Source organism: Sorangium sp. So ce321 (assembly GCF_051530195.1).
Lineage (GTDB): Bacteria > Myxococcota_A > Polyangia > Polyangiales > Polyangiaceae > Sorangium.
Genome location: NZ_CP150329.1, coordinates 9,560,224 through 9,580,329 on the forward strand (window position 1 = coordinate 9,560,224; position 20,106 = coordinate 9,580,329).

The 20,106-nt window shown below is 70.8% G+C and carries 10 protein-coding genes; 7 read left to right on the forward strand and 3 right to left on the reverse strand.

The window, feature by feature from the left end; genetic code table 11:
- The first annotated feature begins 19 nt into the window (after positions 1 to 19).
- On the forward strand, positions 20 to 5,431 hold the full coding sequence (locus tag WME89_RS35220) for a trifunctional serine/threonine-protein kinase/ATP-binding protein/sensor histidine kinase (protein WP_438004025.1): 5,412 nt from the start codon (positions 20 to 22) through the stop codon (positions 5,429 to 5,431).
- Between the two features lie 14 nt (positions 5,432 to 5,445).
- On the forward strand, positions 5,446 to 5,943 hold the full coding sequence (locus WME89_RS35225; RefSeq protein ID WP_438004026.1) for a response regulator: 498 nt from the start codon (positions 5,446 to 5,448) through the stop codon (positions 5,941 to 5,943).
- 84 nt (positions 5,944 to 6,027) lie between these two features.
- On the opposite strand, the gene mglC is transcribed toward WME89_RS35225, so the two are convergent.
- The 3 genes from mglC to WME89_RS35240 form a co-directional block, all read right to left on the reverse strand.
- Complete coding sequence (mglC, locus tag WME89_RS35230) at positions 6,028 to 7,071, reverse strand: galactose/methyl galactoside ABC transporter permease MglC (RefSeq protein ID WP_438004027.1); 1,044 nt, start codon at positions 7,069 to 7,071, stop codon at positions 6,028 to 6,030.
- Between the two features lie 28 nt (positions 7,072 to 7,099).
- Complete coding sequence (locus tag WME89_RS35235) at positions 7,100 to 8,587, reverse strand: sugar ABC transporter ATP-binding protein (RefSeq protein WP_438012012.1); 1,488 nt, start codon at positions 8,585 to 8,587, stop codon at positions 7,100 to 7,102.
- Between the two features lie 225 nt (positions 8,588 to 8,812).
- The gene (locus WME89_RS35240) at positions 8,813 to 9,847 is read right to left on the reverse strand and encodes a galactose ABC transporter substrate-binding protein (protein ID WP_438004028.1); all 1,035 of its coding nucleotides are present in this window, start codon (positions 9,845 to 9,847) and stop codon (positions 8,813 to 8,815) included.
- Positions 9,848 to 10,078: 231 nt separating this feature from the next.
- On the opposite strand from WME89_RS35240, the gene WME89_RS35245 reads away from it, so the two are divergent.
- The 5 genes from WME89_RS35245 (at position 10,079) to WME89_RS35265 (ending at position 20,100) form a co-directional block, all read left to right on the forward strand.
- Entirely contained in the window at positions 10,079 to 11,194 is a 1,116-nt protein-coding gene (locus tag WME89_RS35245) for a GIY-YIG nuclease family protein (RefSeq protein WP_438004029.1), read from the forward strand.
- A 102-nt stretch (positions 11,195 to 11,296) separates the two neighbouring features.
- Positions 11,297 to 11,767, forward strand: a complete 471-nt coding sequence (locus tag WME89_RS35250) for a MarR family winged helix-turn-helix transcriptional regulator (protein WP_438004030.1) — start codon at positions 11,297 to 11,299, stop codon at positions 11,765 to 11,767.
- A gap of 22 nt (positions 11,768 to 11,789) precedes the next feature.
- On the forward strand, positions 11,790 to 12,533 hold the full coding sequence (locus WME89_RS35255) for an acetolactate decarboxylase (RefSeq protein ID WP_438004031.1): 744 nt from the start codon (positions 11,790 to 11,792) through the stop codon (positions 12,531 to 12,533).
- A gap of 281 nt (positions 12,534 to 12,814) precedes the next feature.
- A complete protein-coding gene (locus WME89_RS35260) occupies positions 12,815 to 13,873 on the forward strand; it encodes a P1 family peptidase (protein WP_438004032.1) in 1,059 nt (352 codons plus the stop codon).
- A gap of 230 nt (positions 13,874 to 14,103) precedes the next feature.
- Entirely contained in the window at positions 14,104 to 20,100 is a 5,997-nt protein-coding gene (locus tag WME89_RS35265) for an AAA family ATPase (RefSeq protein ID WP_438004033.1), read from the forward strand.
- Positions 20,101 to 20,106 lie beyond the last annotated feature (6 nt).

Genomic DNA, 20,106 nt, shown 5'->3' on the forward strand with positions numbered 1-20,106 from the left:
ACGTCAGTCAAGGGGAGTGATGCTGACGATCTCCGGATACGAAGCGACCGCCAAGATCTACGAGAGCGGCAACTCGCTCGTCTACCGAGGCCGGAGCGCCGGCGACGGGCGCTCCGTCGTCCTCAAGCTATTGCGCTCAGACTATCCCAGCCAGGCGGAGCTCACGCGCTACAGGCATGAGCACGCGGTGCTCCGCGGCCTGGATGCGCCGGGCGTCGTCCGGGCGCTCGACCTGTGCAGACACGAGAGAGGGCTCCTCCTCGTCCTCGAGGACTTCGGCGGCCACTCGCTGGCGCACCACCTCGCGCAAAGCGGCCGGTTCGACGCCGCCGACTTCCTCCGGCTTGCGATCGGCACCACGCGCGCCCTCCACGATGTGCATGAGGGCAGAATTATACACAAGGACATCAATCCGTCCAACATCGTTTTCAACCGCGAGACGGGAACGATCAAGATCATCGACTTCGGCATCTCGACGCGGCTCTCGCGGGAAGAGCTGTCGATCAAGAGCCCCGCGGTGATCGAGGGGACGCTCGCCTACATCTCTCCCGAGCAGACCGGTCGGATGAACCGGTCTCTCGACCATCGCACCGACCTCTACTCGCTCGGGGCCACCTTCTACGAGCTCCTCACGGGCGTGCCGCCGTTCGGCGCGAAGGACGCCATGGAGCTCGTGCACTGCCATATCGCGCGCGATCCCACCCCGCCGCGCGCGCAATGCCCGAGCGTGCCGGAGGCCCTGTCGGACCTCGTGATGAGGCTCATGGCGAAGACGGCCGAGGACCGTTACCAGAGCACGGCCGGCCTCCTCCACGATCTCGAGGCGTGCCAGAGGCGCCTCGGGACCGCGGGCGAGGTCTCCTCCTTCCCGCTGGGGCGCGCCGACGCCTCCGGCGAGCTCCGGATCCCGCAGCAGCTCTACGGACGCCAGCGCGAGGTGCAGGCGCTGCTCGAGGCGTTCGACCGCGTCGCGCGGGGCGGCACCGAGCTGATGCTCATCGCCGGGTACTCGGGGGTCGGCAAGTCGGCGCTGGCGCACGAGCTGTACAAGCCCATCACCGAGGTGCGCGGGTACTTCGTCGCCGGCAAGTACGACCAGCTCCAGCGGAGCACGCCGTACAGCGCGCTCACCAGCGCCTTCCGCGACCTCGTCCGGCAGATCGTCGCCGAGCCCGAGCCGCAGTTCGCGCTGTGGCGCTCGAAGATCGAGGCGGCGCTCGGGGTGAACGGGCAGGTCCTCGTCGACGTGATCCCGGAGATCGAGCTCGTCGTGGGCCCGCAGCCGCCCGTCCAGGCGCTCGGGCCCGCCGAGTCCCAGAACCGCTTCGTGCGCGTCCTGCGGAACTTCGTCCGCGTGTTCGCCGACGCCGAGCGCCCGCTGGCCGTCTTCCTCGACGACCTGCAGTGGGCCGACGCGGCGTCGCTCCGGGTCATCGAGCTCCTGATGACGGACGCCGAGCTGCGCGGCCTGCTCGTGATCGGCGCCTACCGAGACAACGAGGTCGGGGCCGCTCACCCGCTGTCGGCCGCGCTCGCCGCGCTGCGACGGGAGGGGGCGGTCGTGCGCGAGATCGCTCCGGGGCCGCTCAGCACCGAGATGGTCTGTCGGATGCTCGCGGACGCCCTGCGCGCCGAGGCCGCGGCGGTCACGCCGCTCGCCGCGCTCGTCGCGCGCAAGACCGGCGGCAACCCGTTCTTCGTCAACGAGTTCCTCCGCACGCTGCACCAGACCGGGTGCCTGCGGTACGACGCCGGCAGCGCGGCGTGGACGTGGGATGTCGCGTACATCGAGTCCAGGAACATCACCGACAACGTCGTCGACCTGATGATCGGCAAGCTCCGAGGCCTCCCCGGCGACACGCAGCGGGCGCTCATGTCGGCGTCGTGCCTCGGCAACCGCTTCGACCTGGGCAGGCTCGCCGTCATCCGCGAGGAGACGCGCGGCGAGACCTACCGGCACCTCCTGCCCGCGCTGCACGAGGGCCTCATCGTCCCGCTGTCCCCGATGGAGCCCGCGGCGCCCGACGATCTCGCCGCGCCGCTCGTGTTCCCGGACTACAGGTTCCTGCACGATCGCGTCCAGCAGGCCGCATACGCCATGATCGAGGAGGACGAGCGCAGCGGCCTCCACGCCGATATAGGTCGGCTGCTCCTGCGGAGCCTCGGCGGCCGCGACCCCGAGGAGAAGGTCTTCGACATCGTCTACCACCTGAACCGCGGCGCCGACCTGCTGCGCGACGCCGCCGAGCGCAGGGGCCTCGCGGAGCTGAACCTGCTCGCGGGCCGGCGCGCGCTGCTCTCCGCCGCCTTCGACGCCGCGCGCGGCTACTTCGCCAGCGGCCTCTCGCTCCTGCCCGAGGGCGCGTGGCAGGGCGATCACGCGCTGACGAGCGCGCTCCACGTCGGCGCCGCCGAGGCGGCGTGCATGAACGCCGACTGGGGCGCCATGAAGGAGCTCGTGGACGCGGCCCTGTGCGAGATCCACGACGTCATCAGCAGGAGCAAGCTCTACGAGCTCCTGATCCTCTATCACCACACCCAGGCGGAGTTCCGGAAGGCCGTGGACATCGCCGTGGAGGCGCTCGCTCAGCTCGGAGAGACGTTCCCCGCGAGCCCCGGGACGCAGGAGTTCCTCGACGCTTACACGCGGACGACGAAGCAGGTCGCCGAGCTCGGCCAGGGGCGCCTCGGCCGGCTCCCTCCGATGACGGACGCCGCGAAGCAGGCGGCGCTCGTGATCCTGCGGCGCGCGATCCACGCGTCCTACTTCGCCGCGCCGGAGATGCTCGGGCTCTTCATCTGCCGCGCGCTCGGCCTGACGATGGATCACGGCGAGTCGCCGCTCTCGTCCTACGCGTTCGCGGCGTTCAGCGTCCTCGTCAACGCCGGCGTCGGCGACATCAAGGCGGGGACCCAGTTCGGCGAGCTGGCGATCGAGGCGCACCGGCGCCGGGACGAGCCGCTCTACAAGGCGAGCGTCTACAACTTCTATTACGGGCTCTCGCGGCATTTCTACCGTCCGGCGCGCGAGAGCCAGGCGCCGCTCCTCGAGGGGTACCTGAGCTACGCCGAGAACGGCGACGCCGAGAGCGCCGCGTACTGCCTGATCAACGGCTTCGTCTGCGGCGCCGTCTCCGGGCAGAACCTCCTGGAGCTCGAGTCGATGTTCGAGCGGCACATCGAGGAGGTCTTCCGGTTCAAGCAAGAGCAGGTCATCAACCAGCTCAGCGTGTGGCGGCAGGCCATCCGGAACCTCACCGGCAGGTCCCAGCACGCGGCGAAGATCGAGGGGGAGTTCTTCGACGCCGAGCGCGTGCTCCCCGGCCTGTACGCGACGAAGAACTTCAACACCGTCAACTACATCCATACGGCGCAGGCCATGCTCTACTTCGTCTTCGGCGAATACGAGCTCGCCTACAAGCACGCTGCCGAGACGGAGCCGACCCTCGGCGCCAGCACGGGCAAGGTGTTCACGCCGATGCACACCTTCTATTACTCGCTCGCCATGACCGCGCTCTACCCGGCGGCCTCGCCGGAAGAGAAGGAGCGCTATCGCGCCAAGCTGGCGGAGAACCAGGCGAAGCTCAGGGCGCTCTCCGAGACGTGCGCCAGCAACTTCCTGCACAGGTACCTGCTGGTGGAGGCCGAGCTCGCGCGGCTCGACGGACGGTCGGCCGAGGCCCTCGACCTGTACGACCGCGCCATCGCCTCCGCGTCGGAGCACGACTACGTGAACGAGGCCGCGGTGGCCTGCGAGCTGGCGGGGCGGTTCTGGCTCGCGCAGGGGAAGGAGAAGCTCGCGCGCGTGTACCTCTCGGACGCGTGCTATCATTACAACCTCTGGGGCGCCGTGCGCAAGGCGCAGGACCTGGAGGAGCGGTATCCGCAGCTCGCGGCGCGCGAGGCGCTCTCGCAGCGATCACCGGAGGTCCCGTCCTCGCGGACGTTCGTCACGACGGCCTCGCTCGGCACATCCCGCCTGGACCTGAGGACCGTCTTGAAGGCGGCGCAGGCGATCTCCGGGGAGATCGTGCTCGACCGGCTCCTCACCAAGCTCATGTCGGTCGCCATGGAAAACGCCGGCGCCCAGCGCGGCTGCCTCGTGCTCCGCGACAGCGACGGCCTGCGGGTCGAGGTCGAGGTCGACTGGACGGACGGCCGCGACGACGCGAGGTTCCCGGGGCTGTCCCTGGACGAGGTCGCGGCGCGGGCGCGCCCGCTCGTGTCGGCCGGGATCGTGCAGTATGTCGCGCGGACGGGCCAGAGCGTCGTCCTCGCCGACGCCTCGACGGACCGGCAGTTCCAGCGCGACGACTACGTCGCCCAGCGCCGCCCGAGGTCGGTGCTGTGCACGCCCATCGTCCACCACAACGACCTTTACGGGGCCATCTACCTCGAGAACAACACGGCCACCGGGACGTTCACCCGGGAGCGGCTCGAGCTGCTCACGGTGCTGTCCTCGCAGATGGCGATATCCATCGAGAACGCGAGGCTCTACACGGGCGTGGAGCAGAAGGTCCGCGAGCGCACGGCGGAGCTCGAGGCGGCGCACGCGACGATCGTCCGGCTGGAGCGGGAGGCGGTCGAGAACCAGATGGCGGGCGGCTTCGCGCACGAGATGCGCAACGCCCTCTCCGGGGCCGCGATGGTGCTCGGGACCGTGGCCCAGGGCGGCGAGACGCTGTGCGCGAAGAACGCAGCCCGGCTGGGTGAGCTCTTCGACCTGCTCAAGGACGACATCCCCGACGGCAAGCTCGAGGCGGTCCTCGTCCGGCTGGGCGACCTCGAGGGGGCCGAGGAGACGCTGGACAACGTGCTCTGCATGGTGGGCGACTGCACGGCGCGCGCGCTGAGCGTGACGAACAGCATCCTGGAGTACTCGAAGCTCGGCGTCGCGCTCGCCGGCAACGAGGCCGTGAGCCTCCGCCGCGTCGTCGAGTCGGTCGCGGCGCGGCACCGCGACGAGTTCGCGCGCCAGGGCGTATCGGTCGAGCTCGATCTCCGGGGCGGCTCGGCGGTCGTCGGGTACGAGTCGCACTTCGACTCCATCGTGAACAACATCGTCCTGAACGCGCGCGACGCGCTGCTCCTTGTCGACGCTGCCCGCGGCCGGCGGGTGCGGATCGCGACGGTCGACGAGGGGGAGGTCCAGGTCCTCACCGTCAGCGACAATGCGGACGGGATCTCCCCCGACAACCTCTCGAAGGTCTTCCAGCCGTTCTTCTCGACGAAGCCGACGACCGGCGTTGGCCTGGGGCTCAGCTTCGTCTCCCGCATCGTCGCGATGTACGGCGGGACGATCGCCGTCGAGAGCGACGCGGAGCGCGGCACGACGTTCATCGTCCGGCTCCCCCGCGCCGTGCCGCGCGGACAGCCGCAGCCGGCCGGCACCCCCCACAGCCGCATCGAGCTCAACCTCGCGGAGAATTGAGAGGAGGCGCCAAGATGACGTCAGCGAAATTCACCAGGCGCTTTCGCGCGACCTCGGACGAGGCGCCGGAGGAGACCCCGAAGGAGCGGCCGATCGTGGTCGTGATCGACGACGACCCGCGCATGCGGTCTGCGCTCGCGTTCACGCTGCGGCGCGACTACGACGTGCGCCTGTACGAGAGCGCTCAGGAGGGCATCGCCGGCGTGACGGAGATGACCAGCCTGGTCATCCTGGACATCCGCATGCCGGGCATCGACGGGCTCACGGCCTACCTGAAGATCAAGGCGCTGTACCCGAAGGTGCCGATCATCTTCTATACCGCGTTCCAGGACATCCTCGAGAAGCAAGACCTGCTCTCGACCCACAAGGCGTTCGGCTATTTCGACAAGAACGGCGACGTGTCGGGGCTCATGGCGGCGGTCGAGAAGGCCGTCCAGCACCACAGCGTCGTCTCCAGCATGGCGAGCGCGCAGAAGCTCGTGCGCGCGATCAGGACGCCGGACGAGCACTGACCACCTCGGACAGCCTGCGCGGCGTCTCCCGGCGGCCCACCACCGCGCCACCACCACGCCACCACGATGACCGAGCGCTGCGCCTCAGCGCTTGCGCAGGTACTTGCGGATGTCGACGGAGACGGCCGCCACGATGATGATGCCCTTGATGATCTGCTGCCAGTAAGCCGACACCCCGAGGACGACGAGGCCGTTGTTGAGGACCTCGAAGATGAGCACCCCGGTGAGGACGCCGCCGACGGTCCCGATGCCGCCCGAGGTCGAGACGCCGCCGATGACGCAGGCCGCGATGGCGTCGAGCTCGTACATCAGGCCGTAGTTGTTGGTGGCGCCGCCCGTGCGCGCGGCGAGGAGCGCGCCGGCGAGGCCGTAGAGGGCGCCGGCCATGAGGTAGACGAGCAGGAGCGTCTTCGGCACGTCGACGCCCGAGACGACCGCCGCGTCGCGGTTCGACCCGATGGCGTAGATGTTCTTGCCGAGGCGGGTCTGGTTGAGGAGCACCCAGACGATGAGCGTGATCACCGCCGCGATGATGACGAGGTAGGGCAGCGCCCAGTCGCCGCCGAAGCGGATCGCGCCCGTGCCGATGCTGGTGAAGTCGTCCCGCAGCCCGCCGATCGGCTGCGCGCCGAGCGGCGGCCGGTCGACGTACAGCGACGCGGCGCCGTAGACCATGATCATCGTGCCCAGGGTGGCGATGAACGGCGGCACGTTGAGGAACGCCACGACCGCCCCGTTGATGAGCCCGACCGCGGCGCCGACGCTGACGGCCGCGACGACGCACAGGAGCACCGGCTGGCTGGCGAGGTGCGGGTACATCCGGCTCGCGTAGTCGGGCCGCTGGAGCAGCGAGGCCGCGATGACCGCGGCGAGCCCCACGGTGCGGCCGGCCGAGAGGTCGGTGCCGCGCGTGATCAAGATCCCCCCCTCGCCGAGCGCGATGAGCGCGCGGACCGACGAAATCATGAGGATGTTGATGAGGTTGGCCACGCTGAGGAAGCTCGGCCGCATGACGCCGATCACGATGACCAGCGCGAGGAGGACCAGGGAGATCGCCTGCCTGCTGGCGAACTCCTTGATGGCCGTCAGGCGGCTCGGGGCGGCGTCGCCAGCGCTCTTGCTTGCCATGGGATGAATTCCTCTACGCGAGAGTTGCTCACATGAACTGCGTGGACAGCGCCATGATCTCTTCCTGGGTGGCGCTCGTGCCCGGGAGGATGCCCGTGACCCGCCCCTCGCACATGACCATGATGCGGTCGGACATGCCGAGGACCTCGGGGAGCTCCGAGGAGATCATGACGATGCTCCTCCCCCGCTTCGCGAGGTCCGCGATGATCGAGTAGATCTCGTACTTCGCGCCCACGTCGACCCCGCGGGTCGGCTCGTCGAGGATCAGGATGTCGGGGCTCGTGAGGAGCCAGCGCGCGACGATGACCTTCTGCTGGTTGCCGCCCGACAGGTCCTGGATGAAGGCGCGCGTGCTCGGCGTCTTGACCCGCAGCGCCTCCACGAGCCGCTCCACGTCCTTCTCGGCGCGGCGGCGGTCGAGCAGGCCAGTCGCCCGCGTGTACTTGCGCCAGCTCGCCGAGAGCGTGTTGTCGGACACGTCGAGCATCGGGAAGATGCCCGTGGCGCGCCGCTCCTCGGTGAGGAGCGCCATCCCGCGCGCTATCGCCTTGATGGGGCTCTTGATCTGCGTCTCCTTGCCGCCGAGGGAGACACGGCCCCTCGCGATCGGGCGCAGCCCGAAGAGCGCTTCCATCAGCTCGGTGCGCTGGGCGCCCACGAGCCCGCTCACCCCGAGGATCTCCCCCTTCCGCAGGTCGAAGCTCACGTCCTTGAACGACCTCGGCTCGGCCGACGTCAGCCCCTCGACGCGCATCACCACCTCGCCCGGCTCGTTCTCGCGCGGCGGGAAGCGCTGGGTCATGTCGCGGCCGACCATGCGCTGGATGATGAGGGCCGTCGTCAGCTCGGAGGACGGGTAGGTGCCCACGCCCCGCCCGTCCCGCATGATGGTGACCTCATCGGAGATCCTCAGGATCTCCTCCATCTTGTGAGAGATGTAGATGACGGCCACGCCCTCGCGCCGGAGCCTGTCGATGATGTCGAAGAGGTGCTCCACCTCGTGCTCGGTGAGCGACGAGGTCGGCTCATCCATGATGATGATCTTCGCGCGCTGGGAGACCGCCTTGGCGATCTCCATCGACTGGAGCTTCGAGACCGAGAGGTTCACGACCCAGGTCGTCGGGTCGATGTCCATGCGGAGCTCCTCGAAGAGCGCGCGCGTGTCCTCGAGCATCTTCTTGTGGTCGACCAGCTTGAACGGCCCGAAGCCGCGGACGGGGTAGCGCCCGAGCCAGACGTTCTCCATGACGCTCCGGTACGGGACCGGCTGGAGCTCCTGGTGGATCATCGCGATCCCGCTGTCGAGCGCGTCGCGCGACGACTGGAACGCGACCTGCTTGCCGGCCAGCGTGATCGTGCCCGCGTCCGGCCTGTACATGCCGAACAGGCACTTCATGAGCGTCGACTTGCCCGCTCCGTTCTCCCCCATGAGCGCGTGGACGGTGCCGGGGCGCACCCTGAGGCTCACCGAGTCCAGGGCCTTCACGCCTGGAAACTGCTTCGAGATGCCGATCATCTCGAGGACGTAGCCGGCCTCCCGGGGGGAGCTCCGGTCATGGTCATCCAGCGGAGCAGGACTCGACGATGGTACGACGGGGGCGCCACTTCCGGCCATGATGGCCTCCTGTGCTCTCGAAGGAGAGGGCGTCGGCCGAGCGGCGACAAGGCCTGTCGCGGGGGGCGCGCGCGGCGTCCTCCCCGCGGCCAGGCAGCCTCGCCTCGCGCGGCGGTCGCGCTCAGCCTACTTGAACTGCTGGTAGTTTTCCTTGGTGACCTTCTGGTACGGGACCCAGACGGACCTGCCTTCGAGCGGCGCGACGGTGGTCTTGACCTCGGCGCCCGTGGCGAGCGCATGGGCGATCTCGTAGGTCGCCTTGCCCTGGTTCTTCGCGTCGTTGAGCACGGTGCCGAGCAGCGTGCCCTGGGATATCGCGTCGAGGGCGGGCGGGGTGGCGTCGACGCCGACCACCGGGATGAACTTGTTGCCGGTGAAGTACCCCGCGGCCTTGAGCGCCTCGATGGCGCCGAGCGCCATGTCGTCGTTGTTGGCGAGGACGGCCTCGATCTTGTCGCCGTGGGCGGCGAGGAAGGCGGCCGTCTTCTCCTGTCCCTTGACGCGCTCCCACATCGCCGTGTCCTCGGCGAGCTTCTCCGCCTGGAGCCCGGCGCCGGTGATCGCCTTGATGGAGTGCTCGGTGCGGAGGAGCGCGTCCTGGTGCCCGGGCTCGCCGGTCAGCATGACGTACTGGATCTTGCCGTCCTTGTTCCGGTCGGCCTCGGGGTGGGCCTTCCAGTAGTCGACCAGGATCTCACCCTGCATCGTGCCGGACTGCTCGGCCCTGGCGCCGACATAGTAGATCTTGTCCCACTTGCCCATGTCCTCCTTCGTGGGCTCGCGGTTGAAGAAGACGACAGGCACGCTCTTGGCCTTGGCCTTGTCGATGATCACCGAGACGGCGGTGCGGTCGACCGGGTTGATGGCCAGCGCCTTGTAGCCCTGCACGAGGAACTGATCGACCTGATCGTTCTGGGTGGGCTGCTGATTCTGGCTGTCGACGACGTTGAGCTCCACCTTGCCCTTGGCGCTCTCCTCGATGGTCCTTCGCACGTACGACATGAAGGTGTCGTCGAATTTGTAGATGGCGACACCCACCTTGGGCGCAGCGGCCGCAGGGGTGGTGGTGCCGGTCCCGGCGGCGCTGCCGGTCGTGCCGCCCTCCTGACAGCCGCACATCATGACGGCGACGGAGGCCGCCGCGAAACAGAACGCTCTCATGGGGGTGATTCCTTCTTGTCGAGGGTCGTGCTCGGGTTCAGCGAGCTGTAGGAGGGAGTAAGCGCGCCAGTTTGTCAAGCCCTTCGCGGGCGAGCAGACGCGGCGCGCGGCGCGGCGACTACCAATCCGGCGGGCTCGCGCTCGACATCTCCTGAGCTCGCCTGCCCTCGCGGCGACCGCGCTCGCGGACCACCTTGCGCGGCCGCCGCGGCTTCGCAAGAACATGGGGCGATGTCGCGCGAGGCGCTGCTCCCGACGCGGAAGAGACCCGGAGATGAAGAGCGGCTCGCGCTGCTCCGCAGCTTCGTGCGGGCGGGCGCCGAGAACCGGCCCGGCGTCTACCGGATGTTCGGTGAGGACGGCTCCGTCCTCTACGTGGGGAAGTCGAAGCGCGTGCGCACGCGGCTGCTCGGTTACTTCCGCTGCGATCCCGAGGAGAAGGGCGCGCGCATCCTCCGGCAGACGAGCCACGTCGCGTGGGAGTACTGCCCGAGCGAGTTCGCGGCGCTGCTCGCCGAGCTCAGGCTCATCCGGCGGCTGTGGCCGCGCTTCAACGTGGCCATGAAGCGCGATCTCAAGCGATATGCCTTCATCAAGGTCACGCGCGGGCCGGCGCCGAAGCTCCATGTCGTGCGCGGCCCCGCGCGCGACCCTGGCGCGCTCTACTACGGCCCGTTCACGGGCGCGGGCCGCGTCCGCGAGGCCGTGCGCGCGCTCTCCAACGCGCTCGGGCTGCGCGACTGCGCCGAGGACGTGCCGATGCACTTCAACGAGCAGCGGACGCTCTTCACGCTCTCGCCCCGCACGCCCGGCTGCATCCGCTACGAGATCAAGCGCTGCCTCGGCCCGTGCGTCGCGGGCTGCTCGTCGCGGGAGTACGGCGACCGGGTCGAGCTCGCCCGCGCCTTCCTCGAGGGCCGGAGCGACGGCCCCATCAGCCGCTTCCGCGACGAGATGGAGGCCTGCCGCGCGCGCGACGAGTTCGAGCGCGCCGCCGCCCTGCGCGACCGGATCCAGCGCCTCACGGCGCTGCGCGGCGAGCTCCAGCGGCTCCGCTTCGCGCTCGAGTCGCTGTCGTTCCTCTACACGGTCCCTGGCCACGAGGGCGACGACAGGGTGTACCTCGTCCGGCGCGGCAGCGTCCGCGCCGAGGTCCCGGCGCCGCGCTCGGACGAGGAGCGCCGCGCGCTCGACCGGCTCGCCGCCGAGGTGTTCGGCCCCGTGGAGCCCGCCGCCGCCCCGGTGCCGCTGAGCGAGATCGACGAGGTGCTGCTGCTGTCCGCGTGGTTCCAGCGCTACCCCGACGAGCTCGCGCGGACGCAGAAGGCGCCGGGCTTCAAGGGATAGCCGCGGGCGCCCGCGCGCGGCGTGGTGGCGTTCGCCGCGCGCGGGGAGGCGCGTGTTCGCGAAATGGTTGCGATGCGCAACGATCTATGTTCCTCTCGGGCGGTGACCACGCGAGAGCTCCGCTCCGAGGTCCGCGCCTTCGTGCGCGGGTTCGGGCTCCTGGACGAGGAGCGCACGCCGTGCGGCGTCCGGGTAGCGCCGCGCGAGGCCCACGCGCTGGCGGTCCTCGGGGAGGCCGAGCGGGCGGGCGTGCAGCTCTCCCAGAGCGACCTGCGGCGAGAGCTCGGCGTCGACAAGAGCAACGTCACCCGGCTGATCCAGCGCCTCCGCGACGACGGCCGCGTCGAGCAGGACGTCAGCGAGGAGGACGGCCGGGTCCGTCGCCTGCGGCTCACCGCGGCCGGGCGCCGCGTGGCGGGGCGCCTGGAGGAGCAGAGCCTGCTGCGGTTCCAGTCGATCCTGGACGCGATCCCCTGCGCGGAGCGCGCCGCCGTGGTGCGGGCGCTGCACGTCCTGAACTGCGCGCTCCGGCGCGCGACCGAGGAGCCACCTCATGCGAGCGACGCGACGTAGCGCCGTTGCCGGCGCCCTTCTCATGGCCACGAGCCCCTCGTGCACGCCCTCGAGCGAGCCCGCCAGCGAGCCCGCCGCGCCCGCGCCGGGCGCGACAGCGTCGGGCGCGTCGGGCGCGGCGCCGGTCCGCTCGTTCGGCGCGCTCCGCGCGATCATGCACGAGGGGCAGACCGGGCCCGCCGTGCGCATCGGCGACGTCGTCCCGGGCCCGCACGCGTTCGGGATCGGCGCGCTCAGCGAGCTGCGCGGCGAGGTGACCGTCGTCGACGACGCGATCTGGACGTCGTATCCGCGCGACGACGGGACCGCCGACGTGCGCCGCGGCGGGGCGGAGGAGCAGGCGGCGCTCTTCGTCGTGGCCGACGTCGCGCGCTGGCAGGAGGCGACGCTCGACGCCGACGTGCCCGACGGGCAGCTCGACGCGCGCATCGAGGCGCTGCTGCGGGAGCGCGGCCTCGACGCGGAGGGCGCCGTCCCGGTCCAGGTGCACGGGAGCTTCCGCGACCTGAGCTGGCACGTGATCGACGGGAGGAAGCTCGCCCCCGGCGGCGGGCACGCGGACCACGCGCGGGCGTCCGTGAGCGGGACGCTCGCCGCCGCCGAGGGGACGCTGGTGGGCTTCTTCTCGAAGCGTCACCACGGCGTCTTCACGCACATGGGGTCGAACACGCACTTCCACGTCGTCCTGCCGGAGCGGCCGCTGATGGGCCACGTGGACGCCGTGACGCTCGCCCGCGGCGCGCGCGTCCTCCTGCCGGCGCGTTGAGCGGGGCCTGTCCCGAGCTGACGTGAAGCGGATTGGATTTCACTGATTCTCCCGTCTCCCTGCTCCGTCTCCCTCTCCCGGCTCCTGGCACGGAGGTTGTTACCGCAACATCTCCGTGGATACCTCACGTCTCGACTCGCCATCTCCCGTGACCCGGGCGAACACCTCGGCCGATCGCCCGGCAGAGCCCCTCTCCTCGCGGAGGCTCGGGCGCCAGCTGCCCGGACGGGGCGCGCCGCGCGCGCGTGGCGCCCGGGCCCGGCTGCCCGTCAGGGGGCGCCGTGCGCGCCCGTGATCTCGGCGTCGCGCCCGGGATCTTCGCCCCGGGCCCGCTGAACGCGATCACCGACGTGGAAGGCGTGCGGGTCGGGCACGCGACGGTGATCGAAGGCGACGCGATCCGCACCGGCGTCACCGCCGTCCTCCCTCACGGGGCGAACCTCTACCTCGACCGAGTCCCCGCGGCGATCCACGTGGGCAACGGGTTCGGCAAGCTCGTCGGCTCGACGCAGGTCCGCGAGCTCGGCGAGCTGGAGACGCCCGTCCTCCTCACGAGCACGCTGTCCGTGTTCCGCGCGGCCGACGCGCTCGTCGCGTGGATGCTGGAGCAGCCGGGCATGGAGGAGGTGCGCTCGCTCAACCCGGTCGTCGGCGAGACCAACGACGGCGTGCTCAACGCGATCCGACTCCGGCCGATCACCGCCGAGCACGTGCGCGCGGCCCTCTCGTCGGCCCGCGGAGGCCCCGTGCCGGAGGGGTGCGTCGGCGCGGGCACGGGGACGGTCGCGTTCGGATGGAAGGCCGGGATCGGCACCGCGTCGCGCGTGCTGCCCGCGCCGCTCGGCGGGGCCTGCGTCGGCGTCCTGGTCCAGTCGAACTTCGGCGGCGTGCTGCAGGTGATGGGGGCGCCGGTCGGCAAGGAGCTCGGCCGGTACGCCTTCCGGTCGGAGGTCGAGGCGGACCGGGGAGACGGCTCCATCATGATCGTCGTCGCGACGGACGCGCCCCTGTCCGAGCGCAACCTCGGGCGCCTCGCCGCCCGCGCGATGCTGGGCCTGGCGCGCACGGGCTCCTCCGCCGCGAGCGGCTCCGGCGACTACGCCGTCGCCTTCTCGACGAGCGCATCGGTCCGGCGCCCCTCCGGCGCGAGGCGGCTCGTCACGACGGAGCTCTCCAACGAGGAGACCTCCGCGCTGTTCCAGGCCGTGATCGAGGCGACGGAAGAGGCCATCTACAACTCGCTCTTCACGGCCGAGACCACCGCCGGCAACGGCCGACGCGTCGAAGCCCTTCCGCTGGATCGCGTCCGTGAGGTGCTGTCCAGGCACGGCCTCGCGTAGCGGCCCGCCGCTGCCGGCAGGCGGGAGTGGCCCACGCCCGCGGCGAGCGCACCGCTCCCAGGCCCCTCGCGCGATCCCGGCCCGGCGCGCAGGCGAGCCGGCGCGGGCGCGCCCCCAGGCGCGGGCACCCCCTTGGATTGATCGTGGCGAAGCGCGGCGCGTTTGGCAACATCCCCGGTCGACGCTCAGCACATCGGAAGCCGCCCCTCGACGACTCCAGAGATCCTGGTATGCCCGTCCTTTCGCAGTACGTCTCCCTGGAGGTCATCCACGAGGGGGCCGACACGATCCTTTACCGGGCTCGGCACCGGCAGAGCGATCGCCCCGTGGTGCTCAAGGTCCTTCGTCGCGATCACGCGAGCCCGCGCGCCCTCGGGCGGCTGCACCACGAATACGAGGTCGCCAGGGCGCTCGACACGCCGGCGGTCGTCAAGCCCTGCGCGATCGAGGCGCTCGGCGACCAGGTGGCGCTGGTGCTCGAGGACTTCGGCGGTCGCTCGCTCGACAAGCTCCTCGACGGCCCGATGCCGCTCGACCGCTTCTTCCCCATCGCCCTCCGCCTCTCCGCGGCGCTCGCCGAGCTGCACCGACACCACGTCATCCACAAGGACATCAAGCCGCAGAACCTGCTCTGCAACCCCGAGACCGGAGAGGTGAAGATCACCGACCTCGGGATCGCCTGCCTGGCGCCGCGCGAGTCCCAGGAGCTCGTCCACGACGGGCTCATCGAGGGGACGCTCGCGTACATGGCGCCCGAGCAGACAGGCCGGATGAACCGCTGGATCGACGAGCGGACCGACCTCTACTCGCTCGGCGTCACCTTCTACGAGATGCTGACCGGGGCGCTCCCCTTCCACGCGAGCGATCCCGTGGCGTGGGTCTATTGCCACATCGCCCAGAAGCCGCAGCCGCCGCACGCGCTCGTCCCCTCGATTCCCCCGGCCCTGTCCGCGGTCGTGCTCAAGCTGCTGGCCAAGGCCGCCGAGGAGCGTTATCAGAGCGCGCTCGGCCTGCGGTACGACCTCGACGCGTGCTCCGCGCAGCTCAGGGCGAGCGGCACCATCCAGGCATTTCCGCTCGGGCAGCGCGACGTCTCGGACCGGTTCCAGGTCCCGCAGCGGCTCTATGGGCGCGAGCGCGAGGTCGAGGCGTTGCTCGCCGTCTTCGACCGCGTGGCGGCGCAGGGCCGGCCGGAGCTCGCGCTCGTGTCGGGCTACTCGGGCATCGGCAAGTCGTCGCTCGTGGCCGAGCTGCACCGGCCGGTGGCGCGCGCGCGGGGCTTCTTCCTCCGCGGCAAGTTCGACGAGCTCAAGCGGGACATCCCCTACCACGCCTTCCTCCAGGCGTTCCGCGGGCTCGTGCAGGAGATCCTTTGCGTGAGCGAGGACGAGCTCGAGCGCTGGCGGCAGCGCCTCCGGGAGGCCCTCGGCCCGAACGGCGGGCTGCTCGCCGACGTGCTCCCCGAGCTCGCGCTGCTCCTCGGCCCACAGCCGCCCGCGCCGGAGCTCCCGGCGGCGGAGGCCCGGCACCGGTTCCACGCGACGCTCCGGCGCTTCTTCGCGGCGTGCGTCCAGAAGGAGCACCCGATGGTGCTCTTCCTCGATGATCTCCAGTGGGCCGACGCCGGCAGCCTCCAGCTGCTCGAGCAGCTCATCACGCACGCCGAGGCCGATCACCTCCTCCTGGTGGGCGCCTACCGGGACAACGAGATCGGCCCGGCGCACCCGCTGTCGATCATGCTGTCCGACGCGCGAAAAGGCGGCGCGGCCATCACCGACATCGTCCTCGCGCCGCTGTCCGCCGCCGACGTCGGGGCCCTCGTCGCCGGGGCGGTCCACGCTCCGGCCGAGCAGGTCGAGCCGCTCGCCCGGCTCGTCCACGAGAAGACCGGCGGCAACCCGTTCTTCCTGATCCAGTTCCTGATCGCGCTCTACCAGGAGGGGCTCCTCGCCTTCGACGCGGAGGAGCGCGCGTGGCGGTGGGACATCGCCGCGATCCGCGACAAGGGCTTCAGCGACAACGTCGTCGACCTGATGACGGGCAAGCTGAGGCGGCTCTCGGCCCCGACGCAGGACGCGCTCAAGCTCGCCGCGTGCCTCGGCAGCAGCTTCACCCTCGACATCCTCGAGGTCATCGCGAACCGCCCGGCGGCGGAGCTCTCCGAGGCGCTCGCGGCGGCCGTGCGGGAAGGGCTGCTCCTCTGCCGGGACGTCACCTACCGGTTCCTCCACGACCGCGTGCAGCAGGCCGCCTACGCGCTCATCCCGGCGGCGCAGCTCCCCGAGGTGCACCTCTGCATCGGCCGGCTGCTCCTCGAGGGGCGGAGCGCGGGAGCGCGCGAGGAGGCGCTCTTCGACATCGTGGGCCACCTCAACCGCGGCGCCGCGCTCATCCGCTCCCCGGCGGAGCGGGGCGACCTCGCCGCGCTGAACCTCCGCGCCGGCCGGCGAGCGCGGGCCGCGGCGGCCCACGAGTCCGCCGCCGCCCTCTTCGCCGCGGGCATGGCCCTCCTCGGCGAGGATCGCTGGGAGGCGCAGTACGCGCTGGCCTACCACCTGAGCCTCGAGCGCGCGCACGCCGCGTACGTCACCGGCAGCTTCGCGGAGGCCGAGCGGCTGATCGGCGAGCTCATGGATCGCGCGAGGACCCAGCTCGAGAGGGCCGCTGTCGTCGAGCTCGCCGTCGCGCTGAACATCACCCGCGAGCGGAGCGCCCGCGCCGTGCAGATCGGGCTCGCGTGCCTCCGCGCCTTTGGCGTCGAGCTGTCGCTCCCCATCACCGGCGCGCAGGTCGAGGAGGAGACCGAGGGCGTCTGGCAGGCCCTCGGCGACCGGAAGATCGAGGACCTGATCCACCTGCCCCCCATGGAGCACCCGGAGATCAAGGTCGCGATGAGCGTCCTCCGGGGCGTGGCCATCGCCGCCTTCTTCGTGGACCAGAGCCTGCACTACCTGCTCGTCGCGCGCATGGTCAAGCTCAGCCTGCGCCACGGCAACGCCGAGAGCTCTGCCCACGCGTACGCCGCCTTCGCGCGGGTGCTCGGCCCGCGGTTCGACAGGTACGAGGCGTGTTATCTGTTCGGCAAGCTCGGCTACGACCTGGCGGACAGGAGCCCCGTCCTCGCCACGAAGTCCCTGGTGTTCACGCTGTTCGGACAGCAGGTCGCCTTCTGGACGCGCCACTACCGGGAGACCTGCGTCTATACGCGCCAGGGCTTCAACGCCGCCGTGGAGTGCGGCGACTGGAACAACGCCTGTTATAACTGCATCTGGGCCACGGTGTTCCCGCTGCTCTGCGGCGAGCCGCTGGAGGACGTCCTCCACCTGACCGAAGATCGCCTCGGCTTCGTGCGCAAGGCAGGTTACGCGTTCGTTCACGGCGTCCTCCTCGGCGTCCGGTACGTCATCCAGGCGCTGCGCGGGCGGCCGCTCCAGTTCTCGATGCTGGACGGGTCCGAGCTGGATCAGGCCGGCTTCGAGGCGCGGTTCCCTCCTCCGGACTCGCGCAGCGCCCACAGCCTGTACTACGGCGTGAAGCTCCAGGCGCTGTTCGTCCTCGGCTCCCCCGCGGAGGTGCTCGCGGCGACGGCCCGCGTGATCATCGATGACGACTGGACGACGGACGCGCACGCGCTGGTCGCCGAGAGCTTCTACTATCGCGCGCTCGCGCTCGCCGCCGCCTGCGGCGAGGCGCTGCCAGCGGGGGAGCTCCCCGGCGGGCTCCTCGAGGGCGAGCGGCAGCTCGGCGTCTGGGCGGAGAGCTGCCCCGAGAACTTCGGCCACAAGCATGCCCTCGTGCGCGCCGAGATCGCCCGGCTCCGCGGGCAGGAGCCGGAGGCCCTCCGGCTCTACGAGCAGGCCATCGCGTCGGCGCGCGAGAATGGCTTCGTCCAGCACGAGGCGATCGCCTGCGAGCTCGCCGCGGGGTTCTGCCGCGCGCGCGGCCTCGCCACGCCCGAAGGCGCCTACCTGCAGAGGGCCCGCGCCGGCTACTTCCGCTGGGGCGCCCACGCCAAGGTCGAGCAGCTCGACCAGCGCCATCCCCACCTCGTCGAGCGCAGGCCCATGGCCCCCACCGTCACCTTCGCGGTGCGCGCCGAGCAGTTCGACGTCCTGTCGGTGGTCAAGGCCTCGCAGAGCATCTCCGGCGAGCTCAGGCTCCCGCGCCTGCTCGAGATGCTGCTGCGCATCGTGGTCGAGCACGCCGGCGCCGAGGAGGGGTATGTGCTCCTGGTCCATGGAGATCGCCTGTCGACCGCGGCGGCGCTCGCGGCCTCCGAGGGCACGGCGCGGCTGCTCGACGCCGAAGAAGCGAGGACGGCGGCGCTGCCGCGGGCCATCCTCAACTATGTTCACCGGAGCCACGAGCGCGTGCTGCTCGACGACGCCGCCGCCAGGCACCCGTTCTCCGAGGACGAGTATTTCGCGCAGAAGCGGCCGAGATCGGTGCTGTGCCTCCCGATCGTGCGGCAGGACCGGCTGCTCGGCCTGCTCTACCTGGAGAACAGCCTCGTCGCCGGCGCCTTTACCGCCACGCGGCTCAGCGTGCTCGAGCTGCTCGCCTCGCAATCGGCCATCTCGCTCGAGAACGCGATGCTCTATTCACGGATCGAGCAGAAGAACGCCGAGCGGCGGCGGGCGGAGCAGGCGCTCCGGACCAACCAGGCGACCCTCCAGGCGATCGTCGACAACTCGGCGGCGGCCATCTACCTCAAGGATCGCGAGGGCCGGTATCTGCTCGCCAACTGTCACGCTGGCAGTGTCCTGTACCGGTCGAGCCGTGAGCTCCTTGGAAAGACCGACGCCGATCTCTTTCCTGCTCCGGCCGCCGAGACCCTCCAGGGCAACGACCGGAGGGTGCTCGATACGGGCGAGCCGCTGGAGTGCGAGGAGCAGATATTGCTGAAGGACGGGCCGCACACCTTCCTGTCGGTGAAATTCCCTCTCGGCGACCATGTCATGCCCGGCGTGCTCTGCGGCATCTCGACCGACATCACCGACCGCAAGCGGGCCGAGCAGGCCGAGCGCTTCCTGGCCGAGGCGAGCCACAGGCTGATGGCCCTCGGCTACAGCGCCACCCTCGAGAGCGTGGCGCAGCTCGCCGTGCCCGATCTGGCCGACCAGTGCCTCATCGACGTGCGCCCCGATCACGCCGCCCCGGGACACACGGCCGCCACGGCCGGCGTGCCGCCAGAGCTGGCCGGCGCGCTGATGGACGCGCTGCGGCCCCTGATGGCGGCGTCGCCGAGCCGGCCCGAGGTGGGCGACCTCGGCGCCGCGCCGCTGCTGCAGCAGCTCGGCGTTCACGCCTTCCTCCGGATTCCGCTCGGCGCCCGCGACCGGTGCTTCGGGGTCATGACCCTGCTGGCGACCGCGCCCCGGCGCCGTTACGGCCCTGCCGACCTATGGCTGGCCGAGGAGCTCGGGCGCCGTGCGGCGCTCGCGCTCGACAACGCCCGTCTGTTCGCCGAGGCCCAGGAGGCGATCGCGCGCCGGGACGAGTTCCTCCTCGTCGCCTCGCACGAGCTCAAGACCCCGCTCACCTCGCTGAAGATGCAAGCGTACCTCGTCGAGCGGCTGCTGCCCCGCTACCAGCGCGCGGAGGTCGCCCCGGAGCGGATCGACGCGGCGTTCCAGGTCCTCAACCGCCAGATCGCGCGGCTCGGCCACCTCATCAACGAGCTGCTCGACGTCACGCGCCTGAACGCCGGGCGGCTGACCCTCGTGCGCGCCCCGGTCGATCTGGCGGCCCTGGCGCGCGAGGTCGTCGAGCGGATGAGCCAGCAGCTCGCGGACGCACGCTGCAGCGTCCAGCTCGATCTGGACGGCCCTGTGGTCGGCCACTGGGACTCGTCCCGCCTGGAGCAGGTCCTCATGAACCTCCTGTCGAACGCGATGAAGTACGGCGCGGGTGGCCCCATTCACGTCGTCGCGCGCGGGCAGCCCGATCGCGCGCTGCTCGTGGTACGGGACCACGGCATCGGCATCGCGGCGTCGGATCAAGCGAGGATCTTCGAGCGCTTCGAGCGCGCGGTGTCGGTCCGGAACTTCGGCGGGCTCGGCCTCGGGCTCTACATCGTGCGCTGGATCGTGGCCTCGCACGGCGGCGCCATCCGCGTGGAGAGCGAGCCGGGCGCCGGCGCCACGTTCATCGTCGAGCTTCCTTTGCACGTGCCGGAAGCGGACATGGACACGGACGGCCACGGCGCCCGCCTCGCGCCGGCGTAGGCGTTC

Coding starts and splice junctions, on each gene's coding strand:
- WME89_RS35220 (WP_438004025.1), top strand. CDS start 20: ATGCTGACGATCTCCGGATACGAAGCGACCGCCAAGATCTACGAGAGC.
- WME89_RS35265 (WP_438004033.1), top strand. CDS start 14,104: ATGCCCGTCCTTTCGCAGTACGTCTCCCTGGAGGTCATCCACGAGGGG.
- WME89_RS35255 (WP_438004031.1), top strand. CDS start 11,790: ATGGCCACGAGCCCCTCGTGCACGCCCTCGAGCGAGCCCGCCAGCGAG.
- mglC (WP_438004027.1), bottom strand. CDS start 7,071: ATGGCAAGCAAGAGCGCTGGCGACGCCGCCCCGAGCCGCCTGACGGCC.
- WME89_RS35245 (WP_438004029.1), top strand. CDS start 10,079: ATGTCGCGCGAGGCGCTGCTCCCGACGCGGAAGAGACCCGGAGATGAA.
- WME89_RS35235 (WP_438012012.1), bottom strand. CDS start 8,587: ATGATCGGCATCTCGAAGCAGTTTCCAGGCGTGAAGGCCCTGGACTCG.
- WME89_RS35240 (WP_438004028.1), bottom strand. CDS start 9,847: ATGAGAGCGTTCTGTTTCGCGGCGGCCTCCGTCGCCGTCATGATGTGC.
- WME89_RS35225 (WP_438004026.1), top strand. CDS start 5,446: ATGACGTCAGCGAAATTCACCAGGCGCTTTCGCGCGACCTCGGACGAG.